Annotated in this window: 27 protein-coding genes and 1 pseudogene; 22 read left to right on the top strand and 6 right to left on the bottom strand. The window is 62.0% G+C overall.

Annotation, left to right across the window (positions count from 1 at the left end):
- Nucleotides 1-38 precede the first annotated feature (38 nt).
- The 4 genes from B0B52_RS00690 to B0B52_RS00675 all read left to right on the top strand — a co-directional run bounded on the left by B0B52_RS00690 (nt 39) and on the right by B0B52_RS00675 (nt 3,142).
- Nucleotides 39-803 (top strand): hypothetical protein, encoded by a 765-nt coding sequence (locus B0B52_RS00690; protein WP_139351767.1) that lies wholly within the window; start codon nt 39-41, stop codon nt 801-803.
- A 132-nt stretch (nt 804-935) separates the two neighbouring features.
- Nucleotides 936-2,195, top strand: a complete 1,260-nt coding sequence (locus B0B52_RS00685; protein ID WP_077591684.1) for an NAD(P)/FAD-dependent oxidoreductase — start codon at nt 936-938, stop codon at nt 2,193-2,195.
- A gap of 184 nt (nt 2,196-2,379) precedes the next feature.
- Nucleotides 2,380-2,592 carry a 30S ribosomal protein S21 gene (gene rpsU / locus B0B52_RS00680; protein WP_007872347.1) on the top strand — a complete coding sequence of 71 codons (213 nt, stop codon included), beginning with the start codon at nt 2,380-2,382 and terminating at the stop codon, nt 2,590-2,592.
- A gap of 103 nt (nt 2,593-2,695) precedes the next feature.
- Nucleotides 2,696-3,142: a GatB/YqeY domain-containing protein gene (locus tag B0B52_RS00675; RefSeq protein WP_077591683.1), complete on the top strand. Its 447-nt coding sequence runs from the start codon at nt 2,696-2,698 to the stop codon at nt 3,140-3,142.
- Between the two features lie 198 nt (nt 3,143-3,340).
- On the opposite strand, the gene pmbA is transcribed toward B0B52_RS00675, so the two are convergent.
- Nucleotides 3,341-4,753, bottom strand: coding sequence for a metalloprotease PmbA (gene pmbA / locus B0B52_RS00670; protein ID WP_077591682.1), 1,413 nt, complete (start codon nt 4,751-4,753; stop codon nt 3,341-3,343).
- A gap of 25 nt (nt 4,754-4,778) precedes the next feature.
- Here pmbA and yjgA point away from each other — a divergent pair, with 25 nt between their 5' ends.
- Together yjgA and mog are read left to right on the top strand one after the other, a co-directional pair.
- Complete coding sequence (gene yjgA / locus B0B52_RS00665) at nt 4,779-5,366, top strand: ribosome biogenesis factor YjgA (protein WP_254425591.1); 588 nt, start codon at nt 4,779-4,781, stop codon at nt 5,364-5,366.
- A gap of 2 nt (nt 5,367-5,368) precedes the next feature.
- The gene (gene mog, locus B0B52_RS00660) at nt 5,369-5,959 is read left to right on the top strand and encodes a molybdopterin adenylyltransferase (RefSeq protein WP_077591680.1); all 591 of its coding nucleotides are present in this window, start codon (nt 5,369-5,371) and stop codon (nt 5,957-5,959) included.
- 186 nt (nt 5,960-6,145) lie between these two features.
- Here mog and cysE read toward each other — a convergent pair whose 3' ends face one another.
- Nucleotides 6,146-6,916, bottom strand: a complete 771-nt coding sequence (gene cysE, locus B0B52_RS00655; RefSeq protein WP_077591679.1) for a serine O-acetyltransferase — start codon at nt 6,914-6,916, stop codon at nt 6,146-6,148.
- Between the two features lie 9 nt (nt 6,917-6,925).
- On the bottom strand, nt 6,926-7,735 hold the full coding sequence (locus tag B0B52_RS00650; RefSeq protein WP_077591678.1) for an RNA methyltransferase: 810 nt from the start codon (nt 7,733-7,735) through the stop codon (nt 6,926-6,928).
- 99 nt (nt 7,736-7,834) lie between these two features.
- Between B0B52_RS00650 and B0B52_RS00645 the strand changes: the two genes are divergently transcribed.
- From B0B52_RS00645 to B0B52_RS00575, 16 genes are all read left to right on the top strand, one after another.
- Nucleotides 7,835-8,797 carry an inositol monophosphatase family protein gene (locus B0B52_RS00645; RefSeq protein WP_077591677.1) on the top strand — a complete coding sequence of 321 codons (963 nt, stop codon included), beginning with the start codon at nt 7,835-7,837 and terminating at the stop codon, nt 8,795-8,797.
- Nucleotides 8,798-8,983: 186 nt separating this feature from the next.
- On the top strand, nt 8,984-9,286 hold the full coding sequence (locus tag B0B52_RS00640) for a phosphopantetheine-binding protein (RefSeq protein WP_077591676.1): 303 nt from the start codon (nt 8,984-8,986) through the stop codon (nt 9,284-9,286).
- Nucleotides 9,283-9,954, top strand: coding sequence for a hypothetical protein (locus tag B0B52_RS00635; protein WP_077591675.1), 672 nt, complete (start codon nt 9,283-9,285; stop codon nt 9,952-9,954). Before B0B52_RS00640 ends, B0B52_RS00635 begins: the two co-directional genes overlap by 4 nt.
- Before the next feature lie 54 nt (nt 9,955-10,008).
- Complete coding sequence (locus B0B52_RS00630; protein WP_254425590.1) at nt 10,009-11,388, top strand: AMP-binding protein; 1,380 nt, start codon at nt 10,009-10,011, stop codon at nt 11,386-11,388.
- A gap of 4 nt (nt 11,389-11,392) precedes the next feature.
- A complete protein-coding gene (locus B0B52_RS22630; RefSeq protein WP_254425589.1) occupies nt 11,393-11,695 on the top strand; it encodes a 3-hydroxyacyl-ACP dehydratase in 303 nt (100 codons plus the stop codon).
- A 62-nt stretch (nt 11,696-11,757) separates the two neighbouring features.
- Nucleotides 11,758-12,657: an acyl-CoA synthetase gene (locus B0B52_RS00625; RefSeq protein WP_077591707.1), complete on the top strand. Its 900-nt coding sequence runs from the start codon at nt 11,758-11,760 to the stop codon at nt 12,655-12,657.
- Entirely contained in the window at nt 12,654-13,259 is a 606-nt protein-coding gene (locus B0B52_RS00620) for a LolA-related protein (RefSeq protein ID WP_077591674.1), read from the top strand. The genes B0B52_RS00625 and B0B52_RS00620 overlap by 4 nt, the downstream gene beginning before the upstream one ends.
- Entirely contained in the window at nt 13,256-15,613 is a 2,358-nt protein-coding gene (locus B0B52_RS00615) for an MMPL family transporter (protein ID WP_077591673.1), read from the top strand. The genes B0B52_RS00620 and B0B52_RS00615 overlap by 4 nt, the downstream gene beginning before the upstream one ends.
- Entirely contained in the window at nt 15,600-16,409 is an 810-nt protein-coding gene (locus tag B0B52_RS00610; RefSeq protein ID WP_077591672.1) for a polysaccharide deacetylase family protein, read from the top strand. The genes B0B52_RS00615 and B0B52_RS00610 overlap by 14 nt, the downstream gene beginning before the upstream one ends.
- The gene (locus B0B52_RS00605; protein WP_077591671.1) at nt 16,406-17,119 is read left to right on the top strand and encodes a phosphatase PAP2 family protein; all 714 of its coding nucleotides are present in this window, start codon (nt 16,406-16,408) and stop codon (nt 17,117-17,119) included. Before B0B52_RS00610 ends, B0B52_RS00605 begins: the two co-directional genes overlap by 4 nt.
- Entirely contained in the window at nt 17,116-17,859 is a 744-nt protein-coding gene (locus B0B52_RS00600; protein ID WP_077591670.1) for a cyclopropane-fatty-acyl-phospholipid synthase family protein, read from the top strand. The genes B0B52_RS00605 and B0B52_RS00600 overlap by 4 nt, the downstream gene beginning before the upstream one ends.
- A 57-nt stretch (nt 17,860-17,916) precedes the next feature.
- Entirely contained in the window at nt 17,917-19,110 is a 1,194-nt protein-coding gene (locus B0B52_RS00595) for a beta-ketoacyl-[acyl-carrier-protein] synthase family protein (RefSeq protein WP_077591669.1), read from the top strand.
- A 7-nt stretch (nt 19,111-19,117) separates the two neighbouring features.
- Entirely contained in the window at nt 19,118-19,945 is an 828-nt protein-coding gene (locus tag B0B52_RS00590) for a beta-ketoacyl synthase chain length factor (protein ID WP_077591668.1), read from the top strand.
- Nucleotides 19,939-20,463 (top strand): hotdog family protein, encoded by a 525-nt coding sequence (locus tag B0B52_RS00585; protein ID WP_077591667.1) that lies wholly within the window; start codon nt 19,939-19,941, stop codon nt 20,461-20,463. The genes B0B52_RS00590 and B0B52_RS00585 overlap by 7 nt, the downstream gene beginning before the upstream one ends.
- Nucleotides 20,460-21,191 carry a 3-oxoacyl-ACP reductase FabG gene (gene fabG / locus B0B52_RS00580; protein ID WP_077591666.1) on the top strand — a complete coding sequence of 244 codons (732 nt, stop codon included), beginning with the start codon at nt 20,460-20,462 and terminating at the stop codon, nt 21,189-21,191. Before B0B52_RS00585 ends, fabG begins: the two co-directional genes overlap by 4 nt.
- A 242-nt stretch (nt 21,192-21,433) precedes the next feature.
- The gene (locus tag B0B52_RS00575; protein ID WP_077591665.1) at nt 21,434-22,195 is read left to right on the top strand and encodes a class I SAM-dependent methyltransferase; all 762 of its coding nucleotides are present in this window, start codon (nt 21,434-21,436) and stop codon (nt 22,193-22,195) included.
- Between the two features lie 41 nt (nt 22,196-22,236).
- Here the strand turns inward: B0B52_RS00575 and B0B52_RS00570 are convergent, their stop codons facing one another.
- The 3 genes and pseudogenes from B0B52_RS00570 to B0B52_RS00560 form a co-directional block, all read right to left on the bottom strand.
- Nucleotides 22,237-23,061, bottom strand: coding sequence for an alpha/beta fold hydrolase (locus B0B52_RS00570; RefSeq protein WP_077591664.1), 825 nt, complete (start codon nt 23,059-23,061; stop codon nt 22,237-22,239).
- A gap of 281 nt (nt 23,062-23,342) precedes the next feature.
- Nucleotides 23,343-23,558, bottom strand: a pseudogene (locus B0B52_RS00565) (SDR family oxidoreductase); the annotation flags it as partial.
- The gene (locus B0B52_RS00560; protein ID WP_077591706.1) at nt 23,557-25,974 is read right to left on the bottom strand and encodes an RND family transporter; all 2,418 of its coding nucleotides are present in this window, start codon (nt 25,972-25,974) and stop codon (nt 23,557-23,559) included. The gene B0B52_RS00560 and the pseudogene B0B52_RS00565, both read right to left, overlap by 2 nt.
- Nucleotides 25,975-26,008: the final 34 nt, after the last annotated feature.

Genomic DNA, 26,008 nt, shown 5'->3' with positions numbered 1-26,008 from the left:
GCGCCATCGTTTCGAGGATATCGACTAGCATCCCGACCATGCACAACGTGCCAGGTCCCAAAACTTCCATGCCGGTAGCGGTGGACACCGACGGCAGCGCCAAAACAGCAGGCAGTCCCGTCGGTCAACGCCCGGTCTCCACCCCTGCCCGGAATTTTTCATTCTGGGCGAAACGAAGTGTCATATTCTTACTAGCGGTGCTACTGGTCGCATATGGCACCTATGGTGTGATCACTGACACCTTGGTGCTTCCGGCAAAAGGCGGTGGAACGTTCGGCTTTCATGGCTATCCGGGCTGGGTGTGTTATCTGGGGCTCCTGCTTTTCGCAGGAGCTATGTTGGCGGAAGCCTTCGACAAGGAACTCCCCGCAAAAAAGGGGAGTAGCAGAAAAATTCATATCTATTTGGGCACTTCGGCCTTGTTGCTGACCGCCCTGGCAATTGCACTGGAAGTCCACAGAAGTGACAAAGCTTACGTCTGCACAGATGTTGAATACGCTCGTGTTAGATCTCCAGAAAAGGCCGTGTCAGCAGTCATTTTTACAAGATACTGCGCAGAGTACGACCCCATGACTTCGAAGAATCCGATTCAAATGATCATGGTTGCCAAGAATAGCGAAACCCTACCCTCGAACCTCCAGCGGACACCTGTTATCTGGATGAATGACAACGACATCGACGGCGTGTCCTGGACGGAAGGCAAGCTATTTGTTCGCTACCGCGCTCGCGAGCATGTAAAAAAGGGCATAGCACCCCAAGCAAGCAGCGATTTCCCGGTGCCAGTCGCGCTGGTTCGACGGTAAGCCTGCCGCTTATCAGAGGGCTGGCGCCTGCGGCGCCGCGGTGCACCCGGCTACACTCCTCTGTCCCGGTCGGGCCAGAACGCTATACATTTCATAGCTGCTTACAACCGCCCCATTGGGCTGGAGGCCGATTTGACCCATAAATTTGACGTGGTGGTGATAGGCGCGGGTGCCGCCGGCCTGTTTTGCGCCGGCATCGCGGGCCAGCGCGGTCTGAAGGTGCTGCTGGTGGACCACAGCGAAAAAGTGGCCGAAAAAATCCGCATCTCGGGCGGTGGCCGCTGCAATTTCACTAATCGTGATGCGACGCCGGCCAACTTCCTGAGCGAGAACCCGCATTTCTGCCGCTCTGCCTTGTCGCGCTACACGCCGCAGGACTTCATCGGCCTGTTGCAGCGCTATCAGATTCCGTTTCACGAAAAACACAAGGGCCAGCTGTTTTGTGACCGCTCGGCCGAAGACGTGATCAACATGCTGCTGGCCGAGTGTGAGGCCGGCGGCGTCACGCGCTGGCAACCTTGCAACATCAAAAGCATCACCAGCCCAGCAACAACAGGCGTAGACAGCTATCAAATAGAGAGCGACCGCGGCTTCATCGAAGCGCCGCAGGTCGTCATTGCCACCGGGGGCCTGTCGATCCCCAAAATAGGCGCGACCGATTTCGGCTACCGCATTGCCAGGCAGTTTGGCCTGCGCCTGGTCGAGCCGCGCGCCGGGCTGGTACCGCTGACCTTCGACGGCGAGGCCTGGGCACCTTATGCCCAGCTGGCGGGCCTGGCGCTGCCGGTGCTGATCGAGGCCGGCCCGGCAGACGCCACGCCGAAACAACGCAAAAAGGCGGTGGTGTTCGCCGAAGACCTGCTGTTCACCCATCGCGGCCTGAGCGGCCCGGCAGTACTGCAGATTTCCAGCTTCTGGCGCGAAGGCCAGCCGGTACGCATCAACCTCGCACCCGGCGTGGATCTGCCCACCCTGCTGCTGCGCGCCAAGGCCAGCTCGAAAAAGCTGATCGCCAACGAACTGGCCACCCTGGTGCCGAGTCGCCTGGCCGACGCCTGGGTCAGCCGCGACCCGGCCTGGCAAAAACCAATCAGCGAAGCCACCGACAAGGCGCTGGCCACCCTGGCGGACCGCCTGGCCGACTGGCAGCTAGTGCCCACCGGCACCGAAGGCTACAAAAAAGCCGAAGTAACGCTGGGCGGCGTCGACACCCGGGATTTATCGTCCCAGACCATGGAATCGAAACAGCCAGGCCTATATTTCATTGGCGAAATTGTGGACGTGACCGGCTGGCTGGGCGGTTACAACTTCCAGTGGGCCTGGGCCAGCGCCCACGCCTGCGCAGAGGCATTGGCCCAAAAACACCACGCCGACTCCCCGACCCCGGCTTAACCAGCAGGGGCCGCGGGTCCGGCTTTGCCGGCCCGCAGGCGCAGCGGCCCCCTCGGGGGCAGGGAGTTACACGAAGTGAACGACCGTGGGGGTGCTATAATCTCAGGCTTTGCTAGCAAACCCGCGTTCCGGCCTGATCCTGATCAGATCACTAACGACGCAAAATTTTTGGATCACTTCATCAATGACGACCATTCGTGTAAAAGACAATGAGCCCTTCGACGTGGCTCTGCGCCGTTTCAAGCGCACCATCGAAAAACTCGGCCTGCTGACCGACCTGCGCGCCCGCGAGTTTTACGAAAAGCCAACAGCCGAGCGCAAGCGCAAGAAGGCAGCCGCCGTCAAGCGCAACTACAAGCGTATCCGCTCGATGCAACTGCCTAAAAAGCTGTACTAAAAGTACACGCCTCACGGCAAACCAAAAGCCCGCACGAGGACGCTCTGCGGGCTTTTGTGTTTTTGAATCCTTTCTGACTGCAACCATTTCCTGGAGCCCCCCCATGTCCCTCAAAGACCAGATCACCGAAGACATGAAAACCGCCATGCGCGCCAAGGACAGCGAGCGCCTGGGCACCATTCGCCTGCTGCTGGCCGCACTCAAGCAAAAAGAAGTGGACGAGCGTGTGGTGCTCGACGATGCGGCTGTGGTCGCCATCGTCGACAAACTGATCAAGCAGCGCAAAGACTCGATCGAAGCCTTCCAGAAGGCCGAGCGCAAGGACCTGGCCGACAAGGAAGCGGCAGAGCTGGTGGTGTTGCAGGCCTACCTGCCCGCCCGCCTGAGCGCCGAAGAAGTGACGGCTGCCGTCAAGGCCATCGTGGCCGAGCTGGGCGCCAGCGGCCCCGGCGACATGGGCAAGGTCATGGGTGCGGTGAAAGCCAAACTCGCCGGCAAGGCTGACATGGGCCAGGTATCGGCGGCCGTAAAGACGGCGTTGGCCGGCTGAGACAGCGCTATTTAAATCAAGCAAGGGCCGCGGAACCGGCTCTGCCGGCCCGCAGGCGCAGCGGACACCGAGGGGCTGGAGCCTGCGGCTCCAAACCTGCTTGAGCAGGTTTGGACAGGCGACAGAGGCGAAGCTTCTAGCGAGCCGCGGCCTGCAAGGCCTCGGGAGCTACACGGAGTGAGCGACCGTGGGGGCCTGTTAACTCCCAGCGACCTTCATCCTGTTAACTAAAATCGAGCCCACACTCTTGGCGCCGTAGTTGTAGACATCGGCGCCCACCGCCTGGATGCCCATCAGCATGTCCTTGAGGTTGCCGGCAATCGTGATTTCTTCGACCGGAAAGGCGATCTGGCCTTTCTCGACCCAGAAACCTGAAGCACCGCGCGAATAGTCGCCGGTCACGTAGTTAACGCCCTGGCCCATGAGTTCAGTCACAAACAGGCCCGTACCCAGCTTTTTCAGCATGGCGTCGAGGTCGTCACTGGCTTTGGTCTGCCGGCTGCTCAGCACCAGATTGTGCGAACCGCCAGCGTTGCCGGTGGTGCGCATGCCCAGCTTGCGTGCCGAATAGGTGCTCAGGAAATAGCCGCGCACAATACCGTCCTCAACAATCTTGCGTGCACGGGTTTTCACACCCTCCTCGTCAAACGGCGCACTGCCCTTGCCCTTGAGCAGGTGCGGGTCTTCGCTGATGTCAATGTGAGCGGGGAACGCCGGCTTGCCCAGACTGTCCAGCAAAAAAGTGCTCTTGCGATACAACGCGCCACCACTGACAGCTTGCACAAACCCCCCCAGCAGGCCTGCGGCCAATGGCGACTCGAACAGCACCGGGCATTGCACCGTCTTGATCTTGCGGCTGTTCAGGCGTGCCAGCGCGCGTTCGGCGGCGTAACGGCCCACCGCTTCCGGGCTGGCGAGCTCGCTGGCGTCGCGCATGGAGCTGTACCAGGCATCGCGCTGCATCTGGCTGCCCTTGCCGGCGATCGGCGCCACTGAAATGCTGTGCCGTGAACTGGCATAACCACCGCGGAAACCGCGTGTGTGCGCGCTGAAAAAATGGCTTTGCTGCGCCGACACGCCGGCGCCTTCGCTGTTGGTGATGCGCTTGCTTGCGCTCAGTGCCGCCTCTTCGCATTGCAATGCCAGCTGGGCCGCGCCTTCAGAGTCAATGGCCCAGGGGTGGAACAAATCCAGCTCGGGGTGCACCCGCGCAATGTCGCGATCGGCCGGCAGACCGGAGGTCTTGTCTTCGGCGGTGAAGCGTGCGATGTCATAGGCCGCCTTGACGGTCTGCTCGATCGCAGCTTTGGAGAAATCGCTGGTCGATGCGTTACCGCGTTTCTGCCCCACATACACCGTGATGCCGAGCGACTTGTCGCGGTTGCGTTCGACGTTTTCAAGTTCGCCCTTGCGCACGCTGACGCTCAGGCCGCAGCCTTCGGAAGCTTCGGCGGCGGCATCGGTGGCGCCTATCTTTTTGGCGTGTGCGAGAGCGCTGTCCACCAAGTCTTCAAAAAAATCACGGTGGTAGCTGAAGCCTTTTTCCGGTTGCGCTGGGGGTCGGCCTGCCCGTTTGGGGCTGGAGGATGTCTTGGAGGTCTTGAGGGTCATATGGGTAGCTATGATACTGACTGCTATGAACAACAAGACTCCCAAGGCTATCAAGGGCTACTGGTCCCACGGCCGCTTCGTGAAACCCGAAGAAATTGCCGCAGAAGAAGTCGGCCCGCCCAGCAAGACCCAGCTCAAAGCCGAAGCCGATGAAAAACAGGCCCTCGGCGAAGCCCTGCTAACCCTTCGCGCCGACCTGATGGCGCGCCTGGATCTGCCTGAAAAACTGATCGACGCGATCGCCCAGGCCAGAAAAATCACCAACTTCGAGGGCAAGCGCCGGCAGATGCAGTTCATCGGCAAGCTGATGCGCCCGCTGGACCCTGAACCGATTCGCGCCGCGATTGACGAACAGAAAAACGGCTCGGCGCAGCTCACACTGGCGCTGCATCTGGCCGAGCAATGGCGCGACAAGCTGATTGCCTCTGACGATGCGCTGGGTGACTGGCTGGCCGAGCACCCGGACACCGACTCGCAGCAGCTGCGCGCCCTGGTGCGCCAGGCCCGCAAGGACGCCAAACCCGAAAAACCGGGCGAAGCGCCGCGCCACGGCAAGTCCTACCGCGAAATTTTCCAGTTGGTGCGGCAGACGCTGGCACCGGAGGCGCCCTGACCATGGTGCACGATGCGGTGAAGATCGGCATCGTCTCGGTCAGCGACCGGGCCTCCAGTGGCGTCTATGAAGACAAGGGCTTGCCCGCGTTGAAAGAGTGGCTGGCGCGCGCACTGCTGAACCCGCTTGAATTTGCCGAACGCCTGATACCCGACGAACAGGCCCAGATCAGCGCGACACTGATTGAACTGGTTGATGCCGGCTGCTCCCTGGTGCTGACCACCGGCGGCACCGGCCCCGCGCTGCGCGACGTGACGCCCGAAGCCACGCTGGCAGTGGCGCACAAGGAAATGCCGGGTTTCGGCGAGCAGATGCGCCAGATCAGCCTGAAGTTCGTGCCAACCGCCATCCTGTCGCGCCAGGTCGCCGTGATCCGCGGCCAGAGCCTGATCCTGAACCTGCCCGGCCAGCCCAAGGCGATTGCCGAGACGCTGGAAGGCCTGAAAAATGCCGACGGCTCGCAAGCCGTCGCCGGCATTTTTGCTGCCGTACCGTATTGCGTTGATTTGATAGGTGGGCCATATCTGGAAACCGATGACACGGTCTGCAAGGCATTCAGGCCCAAATCGGCGATCCGGGCGGCCTCCGCCTGACTCTTAAGATCAAATCGGTATTTGACCCTTTTTTTTTCGGGCGTCACCAGCTATTGAATTGATAGCGTCTTTGCTTCGCGCGGCACCGCGAATCTGTTTTAAACAGTTGGTCAGACTCCCCCACTCCCACCCCTGACCCAGCCTGTCCGACGCACCCGCAAAGCGCGGACTGGCAAAGGTCGAGCTCTACTTCCCCATCAACTGATTCAATTTCTCAGCCTCAAAGGTTTCCTGCCGAGCCGCATCATCCGGCACGCAGTCCCGGTGGGCCCGCCCATTGTCTGACAGCTTCTCGATCGCCTGCCACAGTAGCGCGATCTGGTGCTCCTGCGAGGAAGCGTTGTCGATGAGGCCTTTCATTGCCTGGGACACCGGGTCGTCTTCCAGCGTGATGCCGTAAGCCGAAAACTGGGTGGTCGTGACGTCAGCGCTTTCACCGGTTTTGGACAAAATGATGCGCGCCGGGATGCCGACTGCCGTGGCACCTGCCGGCACCGGCTTGACCACCACGGCATTGCTGCCGATCTTGGCGCCATCGCCGACCAGAAAGCCACCCAGCACCTTGGCGCCGGCGCCGACCACCACGTTGCGGCCCAGGGTCGGGTGGCGTTTGGCGCCTTTGTAAAGCGAGGTGCCGCCCAGGCTCACGCCCTGGTAAATCGTGCAGCCGTCCCCGATTTCGGCGGTTTCGCCGATCACCACGCCCATGGCATGGTCGAAAAAGACGCGCTCGCCGATTTTGGCGCCCGGGTGGATTTCAATGCCGGTCAGCCAGCGCGACAGGTGCGAGATAAAGCGCCCGGCCCATTTGAACCCATGCTCCCAGCACCAATGCGCGCGCCGGTGCAGCACCAGGGCATGCAGGCCGGGGTAGCAGGTCAGCGCTTCCCAAGCGCTGCGGGCAGCGGGGTCGCGTTCGAGGATGCATTGAATGTCGGAGCGGAGTCTGGAGAACATGTTGCGAGTTTATGGCTTGGCGGCAGTCTTTGCTGGCGCGGCTTTCTGGCTCATGGCCTTGGCCACGCCGCGCAGGATGTGAATTTCTTCGGGGCTCAGCTGCGCCCGGTTGAACAGCTGGTTCAACCGCGGCATCAGTTTCTTGGGCGACGCCGGGTCCAGAAAGCCTATGTTCGTCAACGCCTGCTCCCAGTGCGCCAGCATGCCCGCCACTGCGGCGGCGTCGGCCAGCACCGGTTCGGGGGTGGCCGTCTGCACCCCAAAACCGCCCAGCGCCTCCCGCCAGTCGTAGGCAATCAGTTGCACGGCTGCAGCCAGGTTCAGCGAGCCGAACTTAGGATCGGTCGGAATGCTCAGCGCCACATGGCAGCGGTAGACATCCTCGTTTTGCATGCCAAAACGCTCGGAACCGAACAAAAAGGCCACGCCCTCGGGTTTTGAAGCCAAATCGGCCTCTGGCCCATATGTGGCAGGCGCAAGTAGCTCACTTTTTAATAGCGGATCGTGCTTGCCCAGCAGCGCGGCGAAATGCTCCCGCGGAGCCCGCGTGGGCGGGCCGAAATCGCGTGGCGTCATGGCGGTGGCGCAAAGGTGGGTCATGCCATCCAGCGCTTCGTCCAGCGTCGCCACAATGCGGGCATTTTTCAGCACGTCCAGCGCCCCGCTGGCACGCTGGATAGTTTCTTCCCGGTTGAGCACATTGGCCCAGCGCGGTGCCACCAGCACGAGGTCGCCAAAACCCATGACTTTCATGGCGCGCGCAGTCGCGCCCACATTGCCGGCATGGCTGGTATTGATCAGGATAAATCGCGTTTTCATGGGCAAAGGCTGACTGACCGGCCTGAACCGGTAAAATGGCGTTATTGTCGCCTGCCCCGGTTTCCGGGCCGCAGCCCTTCTGCTCTTTCTTAGTCTTATATGTCCAGCAATCTCCACCCCATGCTCAATGTGGCCATTAAGGCTGCGCGCGCCGCCGGCGCCATCATCAACCGTGCTGCGCTTGACGTGGAGTCGGTCCGGGTCTCTGCCAAGCAGACCAACGACTTCGTCACCGAAATCGACCACGCTGCCGAAGCGGCGGTCATTGAAACCCTGCTCACCGCCTACCCCGGCCACGGCATCCTGGCCGAAGAGTCGGGCAGCGAACACGGAGCCAAAGACTCCGACTTCGTGTGGATCATCGACCCGCTGGACGGCACCACCAACTTCATCCACGGCTTTCCCGTCTATTGCGTCAGCATCGCCCTGAGCGTCAAGGGCAAGATCGAGCAGGCGGTGGTTTATGACCCCACCCGCAACGACATCTTCTGCGCCACCAAGGGCCGCGGCGCTTACATGAACGACCGCCGCATCCGCGTGGCCAAACGCACCCGCCTGCAGGAGTGCCTGATCTCCACCGGCTTCCCCTATCGCCCCGGCGACAAGCTCAAAAGTTATCTCAACATGCTCGGCGAGGTCATGAGCCAGTGCGCCGGCGTGCGGCGTCCGGGCGCGGCCGCACTGGACCTGGCTTACGTTGCAGCAGGTTTCAGCGACGGATTTTTCGAATCGGGCCTCAAGCCCTGGGACGTGGCAGCCGGTTCCTTGCTGGTGACCGAGGCTGGTGGCCTGATCGGCAATTTCACCGGCGAGGCCGACTTCATGGACCACGGCGAATGCGTGGCCGGCAACCCGCGCATTTATGGCCAGCTCGTCACCACAGTGGGGAAATACAGCAAATTTGCCGGCGCCGGCGACAAAGCCAGTGTGCGCCAGGCGATGCTTGATGCCACAGCCGCCGAGACGCCCTCCCAAACCCTGTCTGTGCCCAAGACCTCCCGTGTTACAAAAACGGCCACCAACACCCCGTCCACCGATGCCGGCCCGGCTGAAACGATTTAACCCGGCATTTTCGCCATCCGTTTTTACGTCTTGTTTCGTTTTGGGCTGACAGTGTGCAAGGGTAGATGCCTACATGCCGTGCTCAAGCGCAAAACAATGTCAGTTACCATCAAAGTATTGCCTTGGGCGGACGAGAAAAGCACCCGTTCCCCCTGTACTTCTTTCAAAAACCAAGCCTGATCCACGATGCCAGAATCTTCACTTACACCCTCAGCGGTACCCGCGGCAGCCGATGCTGCCCTGATGCTCGAAGTAGCCGAGCTGGTGGTCACTTCGCTGAACCTGGAAACGGTAGCGGCAGACATTCAGCCCGATGAGCCCCTTTATGGCGACGGCCTGGGCCTCGATTCGATCGACATTCTCGAGATCGCTCTGGTCCTGTCCAAGCGTTATGGCCTGCAGTTGCGGGCCGACCATGAGGACAACACCGTCATTTTCCAGTCGCTGCGTAGCCTGAGCGACCATATCGCGCAGCAAAGAACGAAGTGAAAACCGGTCTGGCGGCAAAACTGCTGCGCGCCAGCCGATGGGCGGCAGTTATTGCAGCCTGTATTGCCTATCCGGTGCTGGCCCATCTTGCCGCTGCCGATGCCCATCCTGATCTGCTGGACGCAGCCGTTGCCATCGTGCCGCTGATCGCATTGGCGGTGGTGCTGGCCTGGCGCTCACCGCAGCGGCCACTGATGCTGCTTTTATGTCTGGCCGGATGTGTCGTCCTGTATGCCACCAGCGCCTGGCTGGTCCAGCATTACAACTGGGTATTCCTGCTGCAGCATGCCGGTATCCAGGCCTTGCTGGGCGTTGCATTCGCCCGCACATTACGCGCCGGCCAGGTGCCCATGGTGTCGCGCTTCGCCGCCATGATCCACGGTCCGCTCACGCCGGCGCTGGCCCGCTACACACGACAGGTCACCTGGGCTTGGAGCCTGTATTTCGCTTTCATGACCGGCCTGTCCTTGTTGCTGTTCTGGTTGGCTCCCATTGGTGTCTGGTCGGCCTTTGCCAATCTGCTGAATCTGCCGTTACTGGGCCTGATGTTTTCCGCCGAATATGTGGCACGCTTGTTCCTGCTGGCACCGTCAGACCGGGCTGGCCCGCTGGAAGCCATCCGGGCTTACCGGCGGGCAAGTTCGGGCGGGCTGCCGCCCTCTTCCTGAACCGCATCGCTTCGGCCCTGTTGATCTCTCTCGCAGCCCCATCCCTTTCTCTCCATGACTACCTACCCGCTCATTAGCCACCACACTGGTGACGACATCCTGGCCTGGCGCTACGGGGAAAAAGTGACGGTGCGGCAGTATCTGGCAGATGTAAAACTTCTGGCTGCCGCGCTCCCCGCGGGTCAACACATGCTGAATGCCTGCAGTGACCGCTATCACTTCGCGGTTGGCCTTGGAGCGGCACTGCTCACCGAAAAAATCAGCATGTTGCCGCCTACCCACACGCCAGAGATGATGCGCCAATTGCGGTCCCTGGCCCCTGATGTGTTTTGCCTGTCGGATGCACCGCACGCCATCGACCTGCCCGGTTATGTCTACCACGATGCGTTTGCCCAAGGTCCTGCGGATATAGATCCGGAGGCGCCCTGCGACATCCCTTACCTGCCCGGGAACCAGCCCGTGGCCGACGTGTTCACCTCCGGGTCAACCGGTTTACCTCTGCCACATCGCAAGACTTGGGGGTCGCTGGTACACAGCGCACGCGCCGAGGCCATGCGGCTGGACTTGAACGAAAACCAGCCCTGCGCCATCATCGGTACTGTCCCGCCCCAGCACATGTTTGGCTTTGAGTCGACCGTGCTGTTGCCCATGCAAATCGGCGCAGCCTTGCATGCGGGCCAACCGTTTTATCCCGCTGATATCGTCAGCGCTGTCAAGGCGGTTACCCAACCACGGGTGCTGGTCAGCACGCCGGTGCATTTGCGGGTGTTGCTGGCTTCCGACATCGAGGTGCCAGAGCTGGACCGGGTGGTCTCGGCCACCGCCCCGATGGCACCCGAACTTGCGCAAACCTGCGAAGCCCGGTTTGACGCGCCGCTGTTCGAAATTTACGGATCCACGGAAACCGGGCAGATCGCATCGCGCCGCACCGCACGAACCGCCGAATGGGAGCTGTTCCCGATGGTCACCCTGACGCCCCACGACGACCGCATGTGGGCCTGTGGCGGCCATGTCGAGCGGGTAGTCCCTCTCAATGACGTACTGGAGGCTGTCGACAATCGCCATTTCCTCCTGCACGGGCGGCTGGAAGACCTGGTCAATATCGCCGGTAAACGCAGCTCGCTGGCCTACCTCAACCATCAGTTGGGGAGCATCCCCGGCGTACTTGACGGTGCATTTTTCATGCCGGATGACACCGGCAGCGACACCGTGGTTCGGCTGATGGCCTTTGCCGTGGCGCCCGGCATGACGGCCGCCGACCTGCAGACCGCCCTGAAGGAACGTATTGACACCACCTTCCTGCCACGCCCCCTCGTCATGCTCGACGCGCTGCCGCGCAATGCCACCGGCAAACTGCCACGCGAGGTGCTTCAAGCAATGGCACGCACTCATCTAGGGCTGCCAGTTGAAGAGGGGCTACTTCGTGCAGAGTGAAAACATGACCTTGAACTTTGCCAGCGATCATCCTGCTTTCGCCGGCCACTTCCCGGGCAAACCCATGGTGCCAGGCGTATTGCTGCTTGATGCAGCCCTGCATGCCGCCCAGGCCGGAAGCAGCCGTGGGCCCGGTGCCGCATGGCGTTGCCAGATCGGCTCGGCCAAATTTCTCAGCCCCGTGTTGCCCGGCGAAACCCTGGTCATCTCCTGCACACCCACCAAGGGCGGCCACGTTCGATTCGACATCTCCGGCCAAGGGAGGCAGGTGGCCACCGGTACATTCACCTTCGAAAGCAGCCCGTGAGTCAGGCCTCGCCCAACCCGGATCGCCAAGCCAGGTGGCAGGACCGCCCCGAAAGCAGCAACATGCTTCTGCTGCGCCTCATGACCTGGATTTCATTGCGCCTGGGCCGCAGTGCCGGGCGCGTTGTGCTCTACGGCATCACCGCTTATTTCATCTTGTTCAATGCCGAAGCGCGCCGTGCATCACGCGACTACCTGCACCGGGCGCTGGCCCTGCCCGTGCAGGAAACAGTGGGCTGGCATCATATCTTCAGGCATTTTTTCAGCTTCGCCTCCGTCATTCATGACCGGGTCTACCTCGTCAATGAACGCTTCGGACTTTTCGATATCCATGTCCACAACGAACAACTGGTGGCAGACCTCACGGCAGACCGCAAGGGCGTGTTCCTCATGGGCTCGCATGCTGGCAGCTTCGAAGTACTGCGCGCGGTCGGCCGCCGTCAACCGGGCCTTCGCGTGGCCATGGTGATGTACGAGGAGAACGCGCGAAAAATCAATGCTGCACTGGGTGCCATCAATCCGGCAGCTCAACAGGACATCGTGGCACTCGGCCATGCAGACTCCATGCTGCGCGTTCACGAGCTCATCGAAGGCGGAAGCGTCGTTGGCATGCTGGCCGATCGCCGCCTGAACAACGACACGACGCGACCTGTGACGTTTTTGGGTGAAGCCGCCGAGTTTCCTGTCGGGCCCTTCCGGATGGCGGCCATCCTGCGCCGACCGGTGCTGTTCATGGTCGGTCTTTATGGCGGCGGCAATCGCTACGATATTCATTTTGAAACCCTGGCTGATTTTTCAATGCCTTCCGCGGGCGGCCGCGAAGTGGCGGTGCACGCCGCGATGCTCCGTTACGCCGCGCTGCTGGAGCAGCATTGCCGCGCAGCACCCTATAACTGGTTCAATTTTTTCAACTTCTGGCAAGCGGGCATTCCACCCGCGGCCAAACCCGGTTCCGCGCCATGACTGATGCACCTTCCCTGACGCCTCTCTCCCTAAAAATTTTGCTGGCCGGTGCCGGCCTGGCGATCGGGCTGGCCTGCAGCCCGGTCCACGCGGCCTGGGATGTAACCCAGCTGATGCAGAGCCTGGCCCAGAACAAATCTGGACGTGCCAGCTTTGTCGAGAAGAAATACATTGCGGTGCTCGAACAGCCGGTGGAATCCTCCGGCGAGCTGCTCTACACCGCACCTGACCGGTTGGAAAAACGAACGCTCAAACCCCGGCCCGAGTCGATGCTGATCGAAAACGGTACTTTGACGGTGGAACGCGGCAAGCGCCGCATGGTACTGCGCATGCAGGACTACCCCGAGCTGGCTGCCTTCACAGAAAGCATACGCGGTACGCTGGCCGGAGACATTGCCGCGCTGAGGCGCGTTTACAACCTTGACCTCGAAGGTTCGCCAGAGCGGTGGACCCTGACTTTGAGTCCCGTCGAGACCCGCATGCTGGCCGTGGTGCAGCGCATCCGCATCGGGGGTAGCCAAGCCGAGGTAAAAACCATTGAAATCGATCAGGCCGACAAAGACCGCTCGGTCATGACCATTGTTCCTCTGACCACCCCATGAGCCTGAGCCCTTTCCGGCGCCAGTTTCTTCCGGTCTGGTTGTGGCTGGTATTTTTACTGGCTTGTGGTGCCACCATCGGCCGCACCACGATCACCACGGACCTCTCGGCTTTCATGCCGCGCAACCCCACACCCGAGCAACAGCTGCTCATGGATCAATTGCGGGATGGCCTGGCTTCGCGCCTGATCCTGGTGGGCATTGAAGGTGCGGACGCGCCGGCCCGGGCCCGACTCTCCAAACAGATTGCGCTGCAGCTGCGCGCCAACCCGGCCTTTGTCTCCATCAACAACGGTGAAGCCATCAACACCGAACGGGACCGCGCCTACCTGTTCAACAACCGCTACCTGCTCAGCCCCGCGGTCACGCCTGAACACTTCAGCGCAGCCGGCCTGCGTGCCGCCTTGAGTGAAAGCATAGACCTGCTGGCTTCCCCCGCGGGCTTGATGGTCAAGTCACTGCTGCCCAGCGACCCCACGGGTGAGATGGTGCAACTGCTTGGCCAACTCGACAGCGGAAACCAGCCGGGCCTTGTCGATGGAGCCTGGGCCTCCCGCGACGGTGACCGGGCACTATTGCTGATGCAAACACGCGCTTTGGGGTCGGACACCGACGCCCAGCAACAGGCCATGGCGGCCATTCGCCAGGCCTTTGACGCTGCGACCGGCATGAGTGCGGGCGCCAAACTGGTGATGACCGGTCCTGGCGTTTTTTCTGTCACTTCGCGCGAGACCATCCAGACCCAGGTCAGCCACCTGTCGCTGGTCAGCGTGCTGATCATTGCCGCACTGCTGCTCCTGGTGTATCGCTCCGCGACCGCGTTGGTCCTCGGATTTTTACCGGTGATCACCGGCGTGGTGGCAGGCATTGCAGCGGTCAGCCTGGGCTTCGGGGCGGTACACGGCATCACTCTCGGATTCGGTACTGCGCTGATCGGCGAGGCCGTGGACTATTCGATCTACCTGTTTGTGCAGTCCGAGCAGGCTGATGCGGACCAGCAGCACTGGGTCAAACGGTTCTGGCCCACCATTCGTCTGGGCGTACTGACATCGGTGTGCGGTTTTGCGTCGCTGCTGCTGTCGGGCTTTCCGGGCCTGGCGCAGCTGGGCCTGTACGCGATTGCCGGCCTGATCGCGGCTGCAGCCATGACGCGCTTTGTGCTGCCGCAACTGCTGCCAGCAAAATTCCGCATTCACGATGTTTCAGCGATCGGCCGCGTACTAGGCCGACTGACGCAACGCGCCTCCATGCTGCGCTGGCCGGCGGTCATCGTGCTGGTGGCGGCATGCGCCGTCCTTGTTGTCAACCGCAACTCACTGCTCAATGAAAAAATCTCCTCGCTGAGCCCGGTGTCACAGGCAGATATCGCACTCGACGAAAGCCTGCGCGCCGACATGGGCGCACCTGACGTGCGTTACCTGGTCGTGATCACCGGCAACAGCCGGGAGTCCGTCCTGGCTTCGTCCGAAAAGGTGTCGCTGCTCCTGCAGGCGCAAGTCGACAAGGGAGACCTCGCCGGCTTCGAGAGTCCGAGCCACTATCTTCCCAGCGTGGCCACGCAACGCGCCCGGCAAGCCAGCCTGCCACCGCCCGACCAGCTCCAGGTCCGCCTGTCGCAGGCCGTCGTGGGCCTGCCCGTGCGAGCACCGCTGTTCGCGCCGTTTCTTGCTGGTGTGGAAGCCTCGCGCAACCAATCCCTGCTGCAGCCAGGCGACCTGGAACAGACCTCCATGGCCATGGCAGTTGATGCCCTGCTGCTTGAGCAATCCCGTGGTGGCTGGACCGCCCTGCTGCCACTCAAAGCACCCAAAGGCGCAGACATCAAGGCCGACCCGATTCGCAGCGAGCTCGCGGCGACAGGTTTGCCGAATGTGCTGTTTGTCGACATGAAGGCCGAATCCGACCGCCTGTATTCAGGCTATCTGCGTGAAGCCACGCTACTGTCTCTCGGGGGGCTGGTTGCCATTGTTTTGCTGTTGCTGGTTATCTTCCGTTCGCCGCTGCGCGTGCTTCGCACCATGGGACCCCTCCTGGCCTCGGTCATCACCGTCACCGCCGGTCTGGCCGTGGCCGGCCAGCCGCTGATCATCCTGCATCTGGTAGGTCTGCTGCTGGTGGTGGCCGTGGGCTCGAACTATGCATTGTTTTTTGACCGGCCCGATCCCCGCACAGCCATTTCCCATCGCACGCTCGCCTCCATGCTGCTGGCCAATCTGACGACCGTTGCTGGTTTTGGCTTATTGGCGTTTTCCAATGTTTCCATCCTGCAGGCCATGGGCGCCACGGTGGCGCCGGGTGTGATCCTGGCCCTGGTGTACGCCGCAATTTTTGCAAGGCAGCCCGATGCGCAGGCCTGAGTCGCGCTGGCATTCCACAACGCTGATACGCGCGTCCATCGCGTTGCATCTGCTGGCGCTGCTTGCCGTCACGACGACTCCCGCATGGTGGCCCTGGGCGCTTGCTGCGGTGGCCGGCAACCATCTGTTGATAGCTTCCGTGGGACTTTGGCCGCGCAGCAACTGGTTGGGACCGAACTGGACGCGACTGCCCGCAGCAGCAGCAGCCAGAAATGAAATCGCCCTGACCATCGACGATGGACCCGACCCGCTCGTCACACCGCAGGTGCTCGACTTGCTGGAACACTACGGCGCCCGCGCCACTTTTTTCTGCATCGGCGAGAAGGCAGCGCAGCACCCGGAGCTGTGCCGGGACATCGTCCGCCGCGGCCACGCGGTAGAAAATCACAGCCAGCATCACCGCCACCATTTTTCAGTCATGGGGCTGGGCGGCATCATGCGTGAACTCCAGGCCGCGCAGCGTACCCTCGCCAGCATTACCGGCATGCAACCGCTATTCTTCCGGGCTCCTGCCGGACTGCGCAACCCGTTTCTCGAGCCGGCGCTCGCGCAACTGGGGTTGCAGCTCGCCACCTGGTCGGTCCGCGGCTTTGATACACGGGTGGGTGATGCACGGCGTGTGAGCACCAAGCTGGTACAGGCTCTGCAGCCCGGCGCCATCCTGCTATTGCATGACGGCAATGCCGCGCGCAGCGCTGCGGGAACGCCCGTCATTCTTGAGGTGTTGCCGGTTGTACTTGAAGCGGCAGCAGCGGCCCGGCTGCGGCCCGTGACCCTGCGTGAGGCAATGGCATGAACAACATCCTTCGCCCGCAACCGTGGTACCGGCGAGCTGCCCAGGCCGTACCCCAACATTTCGGCTTGAAATTTTTCGGTATACCGACGTTCATCGCCGTGTTTTTCACAGCCTATTTCTATGTGCTCAAGAATCCGGCCTACCCGGTCACGGTGCTGCCCTTCACATGGCTGGACCACATGGTGAGCTTCCAGCCGCTGGCCGTGCCTCTGTATGTCTCGCTCTGGGTCTATGTATCCCTGCCGCCTGCGTTTCTTGCCAGCCGGCCTGAGCTCAAGACCTACGGGCTGGGCATGACGCTCACTTGCCTGACCGGTCTGGTGATCTTTTATTTTTGGCCCACGACAGTGCCTCCCGCCACCATCGACTGGGCCCTGTACCCCAGCGTGGACTTCCTCAAGAACATTGACGCCTCGGGCAATGCCTGCCCCTCCCTGCATGTGGCCACTGCCATTTTTTCGGGCATCTGGGCGCAACACCTGCTGGGCCGTTTTGGGGCGCCATTGTGGGTCCGCCTGTTTAATGCGTCATGGTGTATCGGCATCGCGTACTCCACGCTGGCCACACGCCAGCATGTAGCGGTCGATATGTGGGCCGGCATTGCTCTCGGCGCGTTCACCGCCTGGCTGTCCCTGCGCCATGCGCCGCGTTCAACGAACATGGATCACCAGCCTTCTACCTCCATCCGACCGACCAGCGGCCAATCATGAATTCCTCGCCTTCCGCCTTCATCAAGAAACTCATAGCGCTGGCCGCCGCTCCCTATAAACCGGTAGGTTTTTACACCTGGTGTTTTGCCAAAGGCAAGCTTGGTGGAGACCCCGTGTTTGTGCATCTGCTGGCCACCGGTCTGCTGGCCGACCGCTCCCGCATCCTTGACATCGGCTGCGGGCAAGGTCTGCTGAGTTCCTGGCTGCTCGCCGCAAAGGCATGCGCGGCGCGCGGCCAGTGGCCTGCAGCGTGGTTGCCCGCTCCGTCGGCTGCCCACGTACGCGGCCTTGAACTGATGGCCCACGATGTCGAACGTGCAGAACGCGCCCTTGCCGGGGCCGTCCAGGAGGGTCAGGTCGACTTTCTGCAAGGCGACATGTGCCGGACCGACTTCAATACAGCGGACGCGGTGGTGATTCTGGATGTGCTGCACTACGTGCCGGTTCCAGCACAGGACGATGTTCTGCAGCGCGTGCGAAACGCGTTGGCGCCAGGCGGGGTACTGCTGCTGCGGGTAGGCGATGCCGCTGCCGGCCTGCCTTTTGCCATCAGCAACTGGGTAGACCATGTGGTGACCACCCTGCGCGGCCATCGCCTTGGGACGCTGCACTGCCGTACTATCGCCGAATGGGAAGCAGTATTGCAAAAACTCGGGTTCACGGTTGAGGCTAAAGCGATGAGTCAGGGCACTCCCTTTGCCAATGTGCTGCTGGTGGCGCGCCTGCCCGTCGCCGCGTAAGCCGCCAGCGCCGCGTTTGCTACCATGAATTCGTTATCCAGCTCACCTCCAGGCACTGTGCAACCTCTTCTGCTTTCCCACTTCACGGCAACAAGCTGCATTGGCCACGGCCTGCGGGCGACCCTGGCGGCACTGCGTGCTCAACGCAGCGGCCTGAAACCCTGTGATTTCGATTCGGTCGATCTGGCCACATGGACAGGTACCGTGGAAGGCCTGGACGACGAAGTACTGTCGCCTGGATTGCAAGCCTTTGACTGCCGCAATAACCGCCTGGCCCAGCTCGGCCTGCGGCAAGACCGTTTTGACGAAGCAGTGCAGGCCCTGGCTGGCCGCGTCGGGCGTCGGCGCATCGGCGTGTTCCTCGGTACCAGCACCTCTGGCATCCTGCAGACCGAGATAGCCTATCGCCAACTCGATCCCACAACCGGCAAGCTGCCCGCCGGCTTCAGGTACGCCGAGACACACAATCCCTTTTCCGTCAGTTCCTTTGTGCGTGAGTTTTTCCAGCTGGAAGGCCCGGCCATGACGGTGTCCTCGGCCTGCTCTTCCAGTGCCAAGGTATTTGCTTCGGCTCGCCGCATGATGGCCGCCGGCTTGATCGACGCGGCCATCGTCGGCGGCGTGGATTCGCTGTGCCTGACAACCCTGTACGGTTTCAACTCCCTGGGCCTGACGTCCACCCAAGCCTGCCGACCATTCGACGCCGAACGCGACGGCATTTCCATCGGTGAAGCCGCTGCCTTTGCGCTGCTCGAATGGGCGCCCGAGCATCTGGACGAGAAGGCCGTGCTCCTGCTGGGTGTGGGTGAATCCAGCGATGCCCACCACATGTCCTCGCCCCATCCCGAAGGCCTGGGTGCGCGCATGGCGATGCAAGGTGCGCTGGACATGGCCGGGCTGGCCGCTGCCGATATCGACTACATCAACCTGCATGGCACCGCCACGCCAAGCAACGACGCAGCAGAAACCAAAGCTGTGGCCGCGCTTTTCGGATCCGGCACCCCCTGCAGTTCCACCAAGGGTGCAACCGGCCACACCCTGGGCGCTGCGGGTGGCATCGAAGCCGTGATCAGCGCGCTGGCCCTGCAAAACGGCCTGCTGCCGGGCGGGCTGAACACGCGGATGCTGGATCCAGCTCTGCCCCTGAACTATCTGCTGAAAAACCGCAACGAGGCCATCAAGCGCGTATTGAGCAATTCCTTTGGTTTCGGCGGCACCAACTGCAGCCTGGTTTTTGGCCGTGCCGGATAGAACAACCATGCCACTTCCATCCACTGCACAGCCTCTTACGGTCTTTGTCGAAGGCATCGGCCTGCTGGGGCCCGGCTTATCGAGCTGGGCGACGGGCAACGAGCAACTGGCGGGCCGCGCTCCTTACGAGGCAGCGCGTTGCGTGCTGCCGCTGCCGATGGCCCTGCCTGCGGCCGAACGCCGCCGCGCGGGCGCCGTAGTCAAAGTGTCGCTGGCTGTCGGCGCCGAAGCCGTCACGGCTTCGGGCCGTGCTGCGGCCGACCTGCCTTCGGTTTTCTCATCGTCCAGCGGCGACGCAATCAATTGCCATGAAATCTGCAGCGCCCTGGCATCGGGCGACAAACTGATCTCTCCCACGCGTTTTCACAACTCGGTGCACAACGCCTCCTCCGGTTATTGGAGCATTTCAAGCGGTGCCATGGTTACCTCCTCGGTGCTTTGCGCCTACGACGCCAGTTTTGCGGCCGGCCTGCTCGAAGCTGTGACGCAGGTAGCAATTGAGCAGACCGCAGTGCTGCTGGTTGCCTATGACACCGACTATCCCGAGCCGCTGCGCAGCGTGCGCCCCTTGTCTGACACTCTGGGTGTAGCTCTGGTGCTGGCACCACAGCGCAGCGAACGCAGTCTTGCGCAGTGGACTCTGACGCCGTCGAGTTGCCTGACAAACTCCAGCTCAACTGCCATGACAGATAGCGCACTGGAGCAGCTTCGCACGGGCATTCCGGCGGCGCGCTGCCTGCCCCTGCTGCGAAGCGTCGCCACGCGCGATACAGGCGACATCGTTCTCGATTACCTTGAAGGCCTGCAGCTGGCCGTGCAGGTGGCACCGTGCTGACACCTCCGCATCTTCCGTCCACGCTGCAGCACGACGACATTGCGCGCCGCATTCCCCACCAGGGCAGCATGTGCCTGCTCGACAGCGTAAGCACCTGGGACGCGCAGCACATTGTTTGCCAGGCCAGCAGCCACCGCGCACCCGACCATCCCCTGCGAGCCCATGGCCGTCTGGGGGCGGCCTGCGGCGTCGAATATGCAGCGCAAGCAATGGCCGTGCACGGCACGCTGGTCGCCCAGGCCCTGGCCGGTGAAAGTGCCGAACACACGCCGCCCCGTGCCGGCTACCTGGCCAGCGTGCGCAGCGTCACTTTGTCGGTCGAACGGCTGGACACCATCGCCGGCCCGCTGACCATCCGCGCCGACCGCCTGACAGGGGACGACAACACCATCCTCTACAGCTTCAGCTTGCAGGCCGGTGACCAAAACCTGCTGGCCGGACGCGCCGTGGTGGTGCTTGATGCCTCGGCACTTGCGCGCTCCCCGTCAACACAACAAGCAGCAGGTACCTCTCCATGACATCAAGCCTCAAACGCGCACTGGTCACCGGAGGAAGCGGTGGACTTGGTTCAGCCATTAGCCGGCGGCTGGCCGCAGACGGCTTCAAGGTCATCGTTCACGCGAACAGCCATCTGGCTAGAGCCCAAGAAGTCGCCGCCGACATCGCGACAAAAGGTGGCCAGGCACAAGCGGTGGCTTTCGACGTCACCGATGCGTCGGCCACTGCAACGGCTCTGGAGGCCCTGCTGCAGGAAGGACCGATTCAGGTGCTTGTCAACAATGCCGGCATCCACGACGACGCTGTTTTCCCAGGAATGCAGCTCGCCCAGTGGCAACGCGTCCTCGATGTATCGCTCAACGGTTTTTTCCACGTTACCCAGCCGCTGACCATGCCGATGATCCGTACCCGTTGGGGCCGCATCATCACCATCACCTCGGTGGCCGCGGTTGCCGGTAATCGCGGTCAGGTCAACTACTCTGCAGCCAAGGGCGCCCTCCATGCCGCCACCAAATCGCTTGCGCTTGAAGTGGCCAGCCGCGGCATCACAGTCAATGCGGTAGCTCCCGGCATCATCGACACCGCCATGACCCAGGGAACTTTCAGCAAGGACGTCATTGACCGCATGGTGCCCATGAAACGAGCCGGAAAAGCCGAAGAGGTGGCGGACCTGGTCGGCTTTTTGGCCTCGGAACGCGCCGCCTACATCAGCGGCCAGGTCATTTCCATCAATGGCGGCATGATCTGACGTCTAAACAAGCCATTGTCCGCTTGACTCTTGAAAAATAAGCCCTGAGACTGTTCAGTCAGGAGTAGAGGCCCGGCTGTGGCGAAAGTACGCCGCGTCAGAGCAAACCACCTGATGCACGCCCGGCCCGCGTTGCAACTTTCCGCAGGCATCGCCCTGCTTCGCCGTCGCACCTTGCCAACGCACGCCCCTGACAGCCCAAGCGGCTGTCCCATTACCGCTTCAGGTTAAAGGCAATACCCATGAACACTTCCGGACCCGCACCTGCGGTACATGCTCCCCACCTCCCCCTCACCGACTACTACCAGACCGAGCAGGACCGCCAAGCTTATCTACGCAAGATTTTTGACAATACCGCCGCAGACTACGACCGCATCGAGGCCATGCTGGCTTGGGGCACCGGTTCCCGCTACCGGCGGCAGGCCCTGATTCGGGGTGGACTGAAAGCAGGCATGAAGGTGCTTGATGTCGGCGTGGGAACCGGGCTGGTGGCCGCCCAGGCCTGCCTCCTTGCCGGCGACCCAGCCCTCGTGACCGGCGTCGACCCCAGCCCCGGGATGATGGCTGCCAGCAAACTGCCCCCCACCATGGTGCTGCTGGAAGGCCGCGCCGAATCCCTGCCCTTTCCGGACAACCACTTTGACTTCCTGAGCATGGGTTACGCACTGCGCCACATTGGTGACCTGGGCGTAGCGTTTGCAGAATTCGAAAGGGTATTGAAACCCGGCGGCCGCCTCTGCATTCTGGAAATCACGCAGGCCAAAAGCGGCTGGGGCCGATGGCTGCTCAAAACCTACATGCGTGGCGTGATACCACTGCTCACGCGGTTCATTTCAAAGCGAAAAGACACAGCGACCATCTGGCGCTACTACTGGGACAGCATTGAAGCCTGTGTTCCACCGGAGCAGGTCATGGCCACCCTGAGCGCGGCTGGGCTGGCACAGGTCAGACAGCACCTTGAGGTGGGGGTGTTTTCCGAGTACCAGGCAATCAAACCCGGTTGAAGACCTCTCGCGGACTGCCGGTGGAAAAGGCGTCTCCTGATTTACAGAAGCCACTTTCGCAGCAGCGCATTGAACACCTCGGGTTGTTCAAGCTGTGGTGTATGCCCGCAGTCCTGGAGCCGTACCAGCTCCGAACCACTGCAGAGGCCATGCGCCGTGACGGAGTGGGCGACTGGCAACACCACATCCTGTTCACCATGAACGATCCGCGTCGGCATGCGCAGGCTTGTCAGAATCTGATGTGAGCGCGTCCACACCTCCCGGCGCTGGCCACGCAGCGTGGTCATCGCGCGAAGCTGGCTCAGAAAGTGGGCTGCCGCGCCTGGCCTACGCACATTGCGCTCGATGGCGGCACGCACCAATGGCGTGATCGCTTCGGGTCGAAGGACGATGGCCTTGATCTGTTGCGCCACCGCCATGGGCCCCGGCTTGTTCATCAACTCTCCCAGCCAGGGCAGCGCCATCAGCTTGAACGCTCCGAACACGTCGGCTCCCAAAGCGGCCGAGTTGGCCAGCACCAGAGAACCGACGCGAGCAGGCATCTGATCGGCCATGCGCAGGGACATGGCCGCCCCGAGCGAGTTGCCCACCAGATGCACCCGCTCGACCGCCAATTGGTCCAGCAACTTCCAGGCCACGTCGGCCTGCCCCTCAAGGCTCATCGCGTCTGCGGATTCATCCGACAGACCATGCCCCGGCATGTCCCAGGCGATCAGACGCAGGGACTGACCCAGGTCATCGAACTGCCGGTGCCAGAACTCCAGCGACTCGCCGATACCGTGCGTCATCAGCACCGCTGGCCCCTCGCCACCGCTGTCCCGGTAGCGGATCCTGGCGCCATTGATCGAAACAAAGGTATCGCTCATGGCGACACTGCCAACTGGTTTTCGGCCTCGACGGGATAGGTCGAACCGCCACCTGCGGCGATGGGCAAGGCGGCGCCCAGGTAAAGCGTGGTGTGTTTCATGAAATTTCCTCTTGTGGTTAAAAAACGGTGATTATTCAGGGACGGTTCAGGGCTCGTTCGTGGCCGCGGTGGCGCCTGTATCCGGACAGGGGCCGTGGCACATGCAGCGGCCGGGACCGCACCGGCCACCAACCGTGATGTCAAAGACTTGAGTTGTCATGATGACGTGCCGGTCTCCGATCAGATGTAGGTCGAGGCCAGCCCGCCGTCCACCGGCAGGTTGATGCCGCTGACCCAGCGCGACGCGTCGCTGCACATGAAGGCGATCACCGGCGCCACCTCATCGCTGAAGGCGGGGCGCTTCATGCGGTGGGCGTCCTTTTCCACGCGCTCGTTGCCCAGCATCTGCACGAAGTCGCCCAGGATGCGGGTGAACACCGGGCCGGGCGCCACGTCAGGCCAGCGCATGCGCGCCAGCCGGCAGAGGCTTGTTGGCTGCAGCGGCAGGCCGCAGAAGGAAATACCCCAGCGCAGGCAGCAGGATGAGCGCCCCCACCATGTTCCACACAAACATGAAGGCCAGCAGGATGCCCATGTCAGCCTGGAATTTGATGGGTGAAAAAGCCCAGGTACCCACGGCCAGCGCCAGCGTCATGCCGGTAAGGAGGACAACGCGGCCGGTGAACTGCAGCGCATGGTGGTAGGCCTCGGACAAGCTGGCGCCTTCGCGCATGCGGGCCAGCGTGATGCTGAGCACATAGAGGGCATAGTCCACGCCGATACCTACGCCCAGCGCAATCACTGGCAGCGTGGCAACCTTCACCCCCATGCCCAGGCCCACCATCAGTGCCTCGCACAAAATCGAGGTCAGCACCAGCGGCAGCACTGCCACCACCACGGCGCGCCAGGAGCGAAAGGTGACCCAGCACAGAATCACCACCGCCGCATACACCCACAGCAGCATCTCGCGCATGGCCTTACCCACCACGATGTTGGTTGCCGCATCAATGCCAGCACTGCCTGCTGCCAGTTTGAAGGTAACGTCCTGCGTGTTGTTGACAACAGCAAAGCGTTCCACATCGGCCACCACGCGTGCCAGGGTTTCGGCCTTGTGGTCCTTCAAGTAGACATACAGCGCGAGGAAGGAACAGCTCTGGTTGAAAAGCTCGCGGGGCGCACGCGTCTGTACGCCGCCCAAAGCGCCTTCGTTGGGCAGCAGCTCAAACCACTTGAAGTTGCCTTCGTTGTAGCCCACCATGGCCAGCTTGGACAGCGCGGCCATCGAGTTGGTGGACTCCACGCCTGGCAACTGCTCAAGCTGCCAGGCCAGTGCGTCCACCTTGGCCAGCGTGCCGTAAGCGGTGCAATTGTCCACTGGCGTGGTCACCATGACCGTCAGAATGTCGGCACTCGCTGCGTAGTGGGCGATCTGGTAGGCGTTGTCCTGGTTGTAGCGTGAGCTCGGTCTCAATTCGGACGCACCCGGGTCGAGGTCGCCGATTTTTAAATGCAAGCTGATGGCATAACCACCTGCGGCCATGAGAGCCGCAACGACCACTGCTGCCGTAGCCCAGCGCTTTTGCGTGAAGTGATCCAGCAAGGCCCAAAGCCATGAACGTTGCGCGCCCTGCGATACCTCCTGGCGCAGGCTGCGCGCTGCCGCCGCGGGAGCCACACCCACATAAGACAACAGGATGGGCAACAGCACGAGGTTGGTGAAGATCAGAACCGCCACGCCGATGCTGGCGATCAGGGCCAGATCCTGGATGACCTTGATCTGGATGATGACCAGCACCGCAAAACCCACGGCATCGCAGAGCAGAGCGGTCAGGCCCGCGACGAACAGGCGCCGGAAGGTATATCGGGCTGCCACCACCCGGTGCGTGCCGCGGCCGATATCCTGCATGATGCCGTTCATCTTCTGCGCGCCGTGGCTCATGCCAATGGCAAACACCAGGAAGGGCACCAGAACCGAGTACGGGTCGAGCTCGTAACCCAGCAGTGCCAACAGGCCGAACTGCCAAACCACCGCCACCAGTGAACAAGCCACCACCAGTGCTGTGCTGCGGACGCAGCGGGTATAGGCAAACAGCACCGCAGTGGTGATGGCGAGAGCCAGCAGGAAGAACAGCAGTACCTGATGCAGGCCCTCGATCAGGTCGCCGGCCACCTTGGCGAAACCTGTCACGCGGATCTGCAGTGCATCGCTGCCATGCTTGGCACGCAGGACTTCGATTTGGCGCGACAGGTCACCATAGTCCAATGCCTTGCCAGTTTCCGGATTGCGGTCCAGCAAAGGAACAAACACAATGCTGGACTTGAAGTCGCCCGCCACCAGCTGGCCGATTTCGCCCGAGCGCTCGACATTGGCGCGCAGCCCGGCCAGACTGGCGGGTGAGCCGTCGTAGGCATCGGGGATGACTGGCCCGCCGTCCAGGCCTTCCTCGGTCACGGCCACCCAGCGGGTGTTGGAGGTCCACAGCGACTTCATGAAAGGCCGGTCCACCCCCGGCAGCAGGAAGATTTCATCGTTGATCTTCTGCAGCGCATCGAGGTAGGCCTTGTCGAAGATCGTGCCCTGCCGGGCCTCCACCACCAGCCGCAAGGCATTGGCCTGGCCGCCAAGGTCGGCCTTGTGGGCCAGGTAGTTGACGATGTAGGGGTGGCCCGTCGGGATGGTTTTTTCAAAGCTGGCGTTGAGCTGCAGCTTGGTGGCCTGCCAGCCCAGTACCAGGGTGAGCAGCAGGCACACCGCAATGACCCAGGGCCGGTGATTGAAAAAAGCGCGCTCAAGCAGCGTGCCTGAACGCGTGTCAAAGTCTTCAAGCCGCGTGACGACGGGCTGCGTGTGAGAGGAGGAATCGGCGTGCATAAATTTTCGCCGCAGACGGCGCATGTCTCTTCGT

This window comes from Polaromonas sp. A23 (genome assembly GCF_002001015.1).
Classification (GTDB): Bacteria; Pseudomonadota; Gammaproteobacteria; order Burkholderiales; family Burkholderiaceae_C; genus Polaromonas.
The sequence above is the reverse complement of the archived record's forward strand: the minus strand, read 5'-3'. Positions and strand labels throughout refer to the sequence as shown.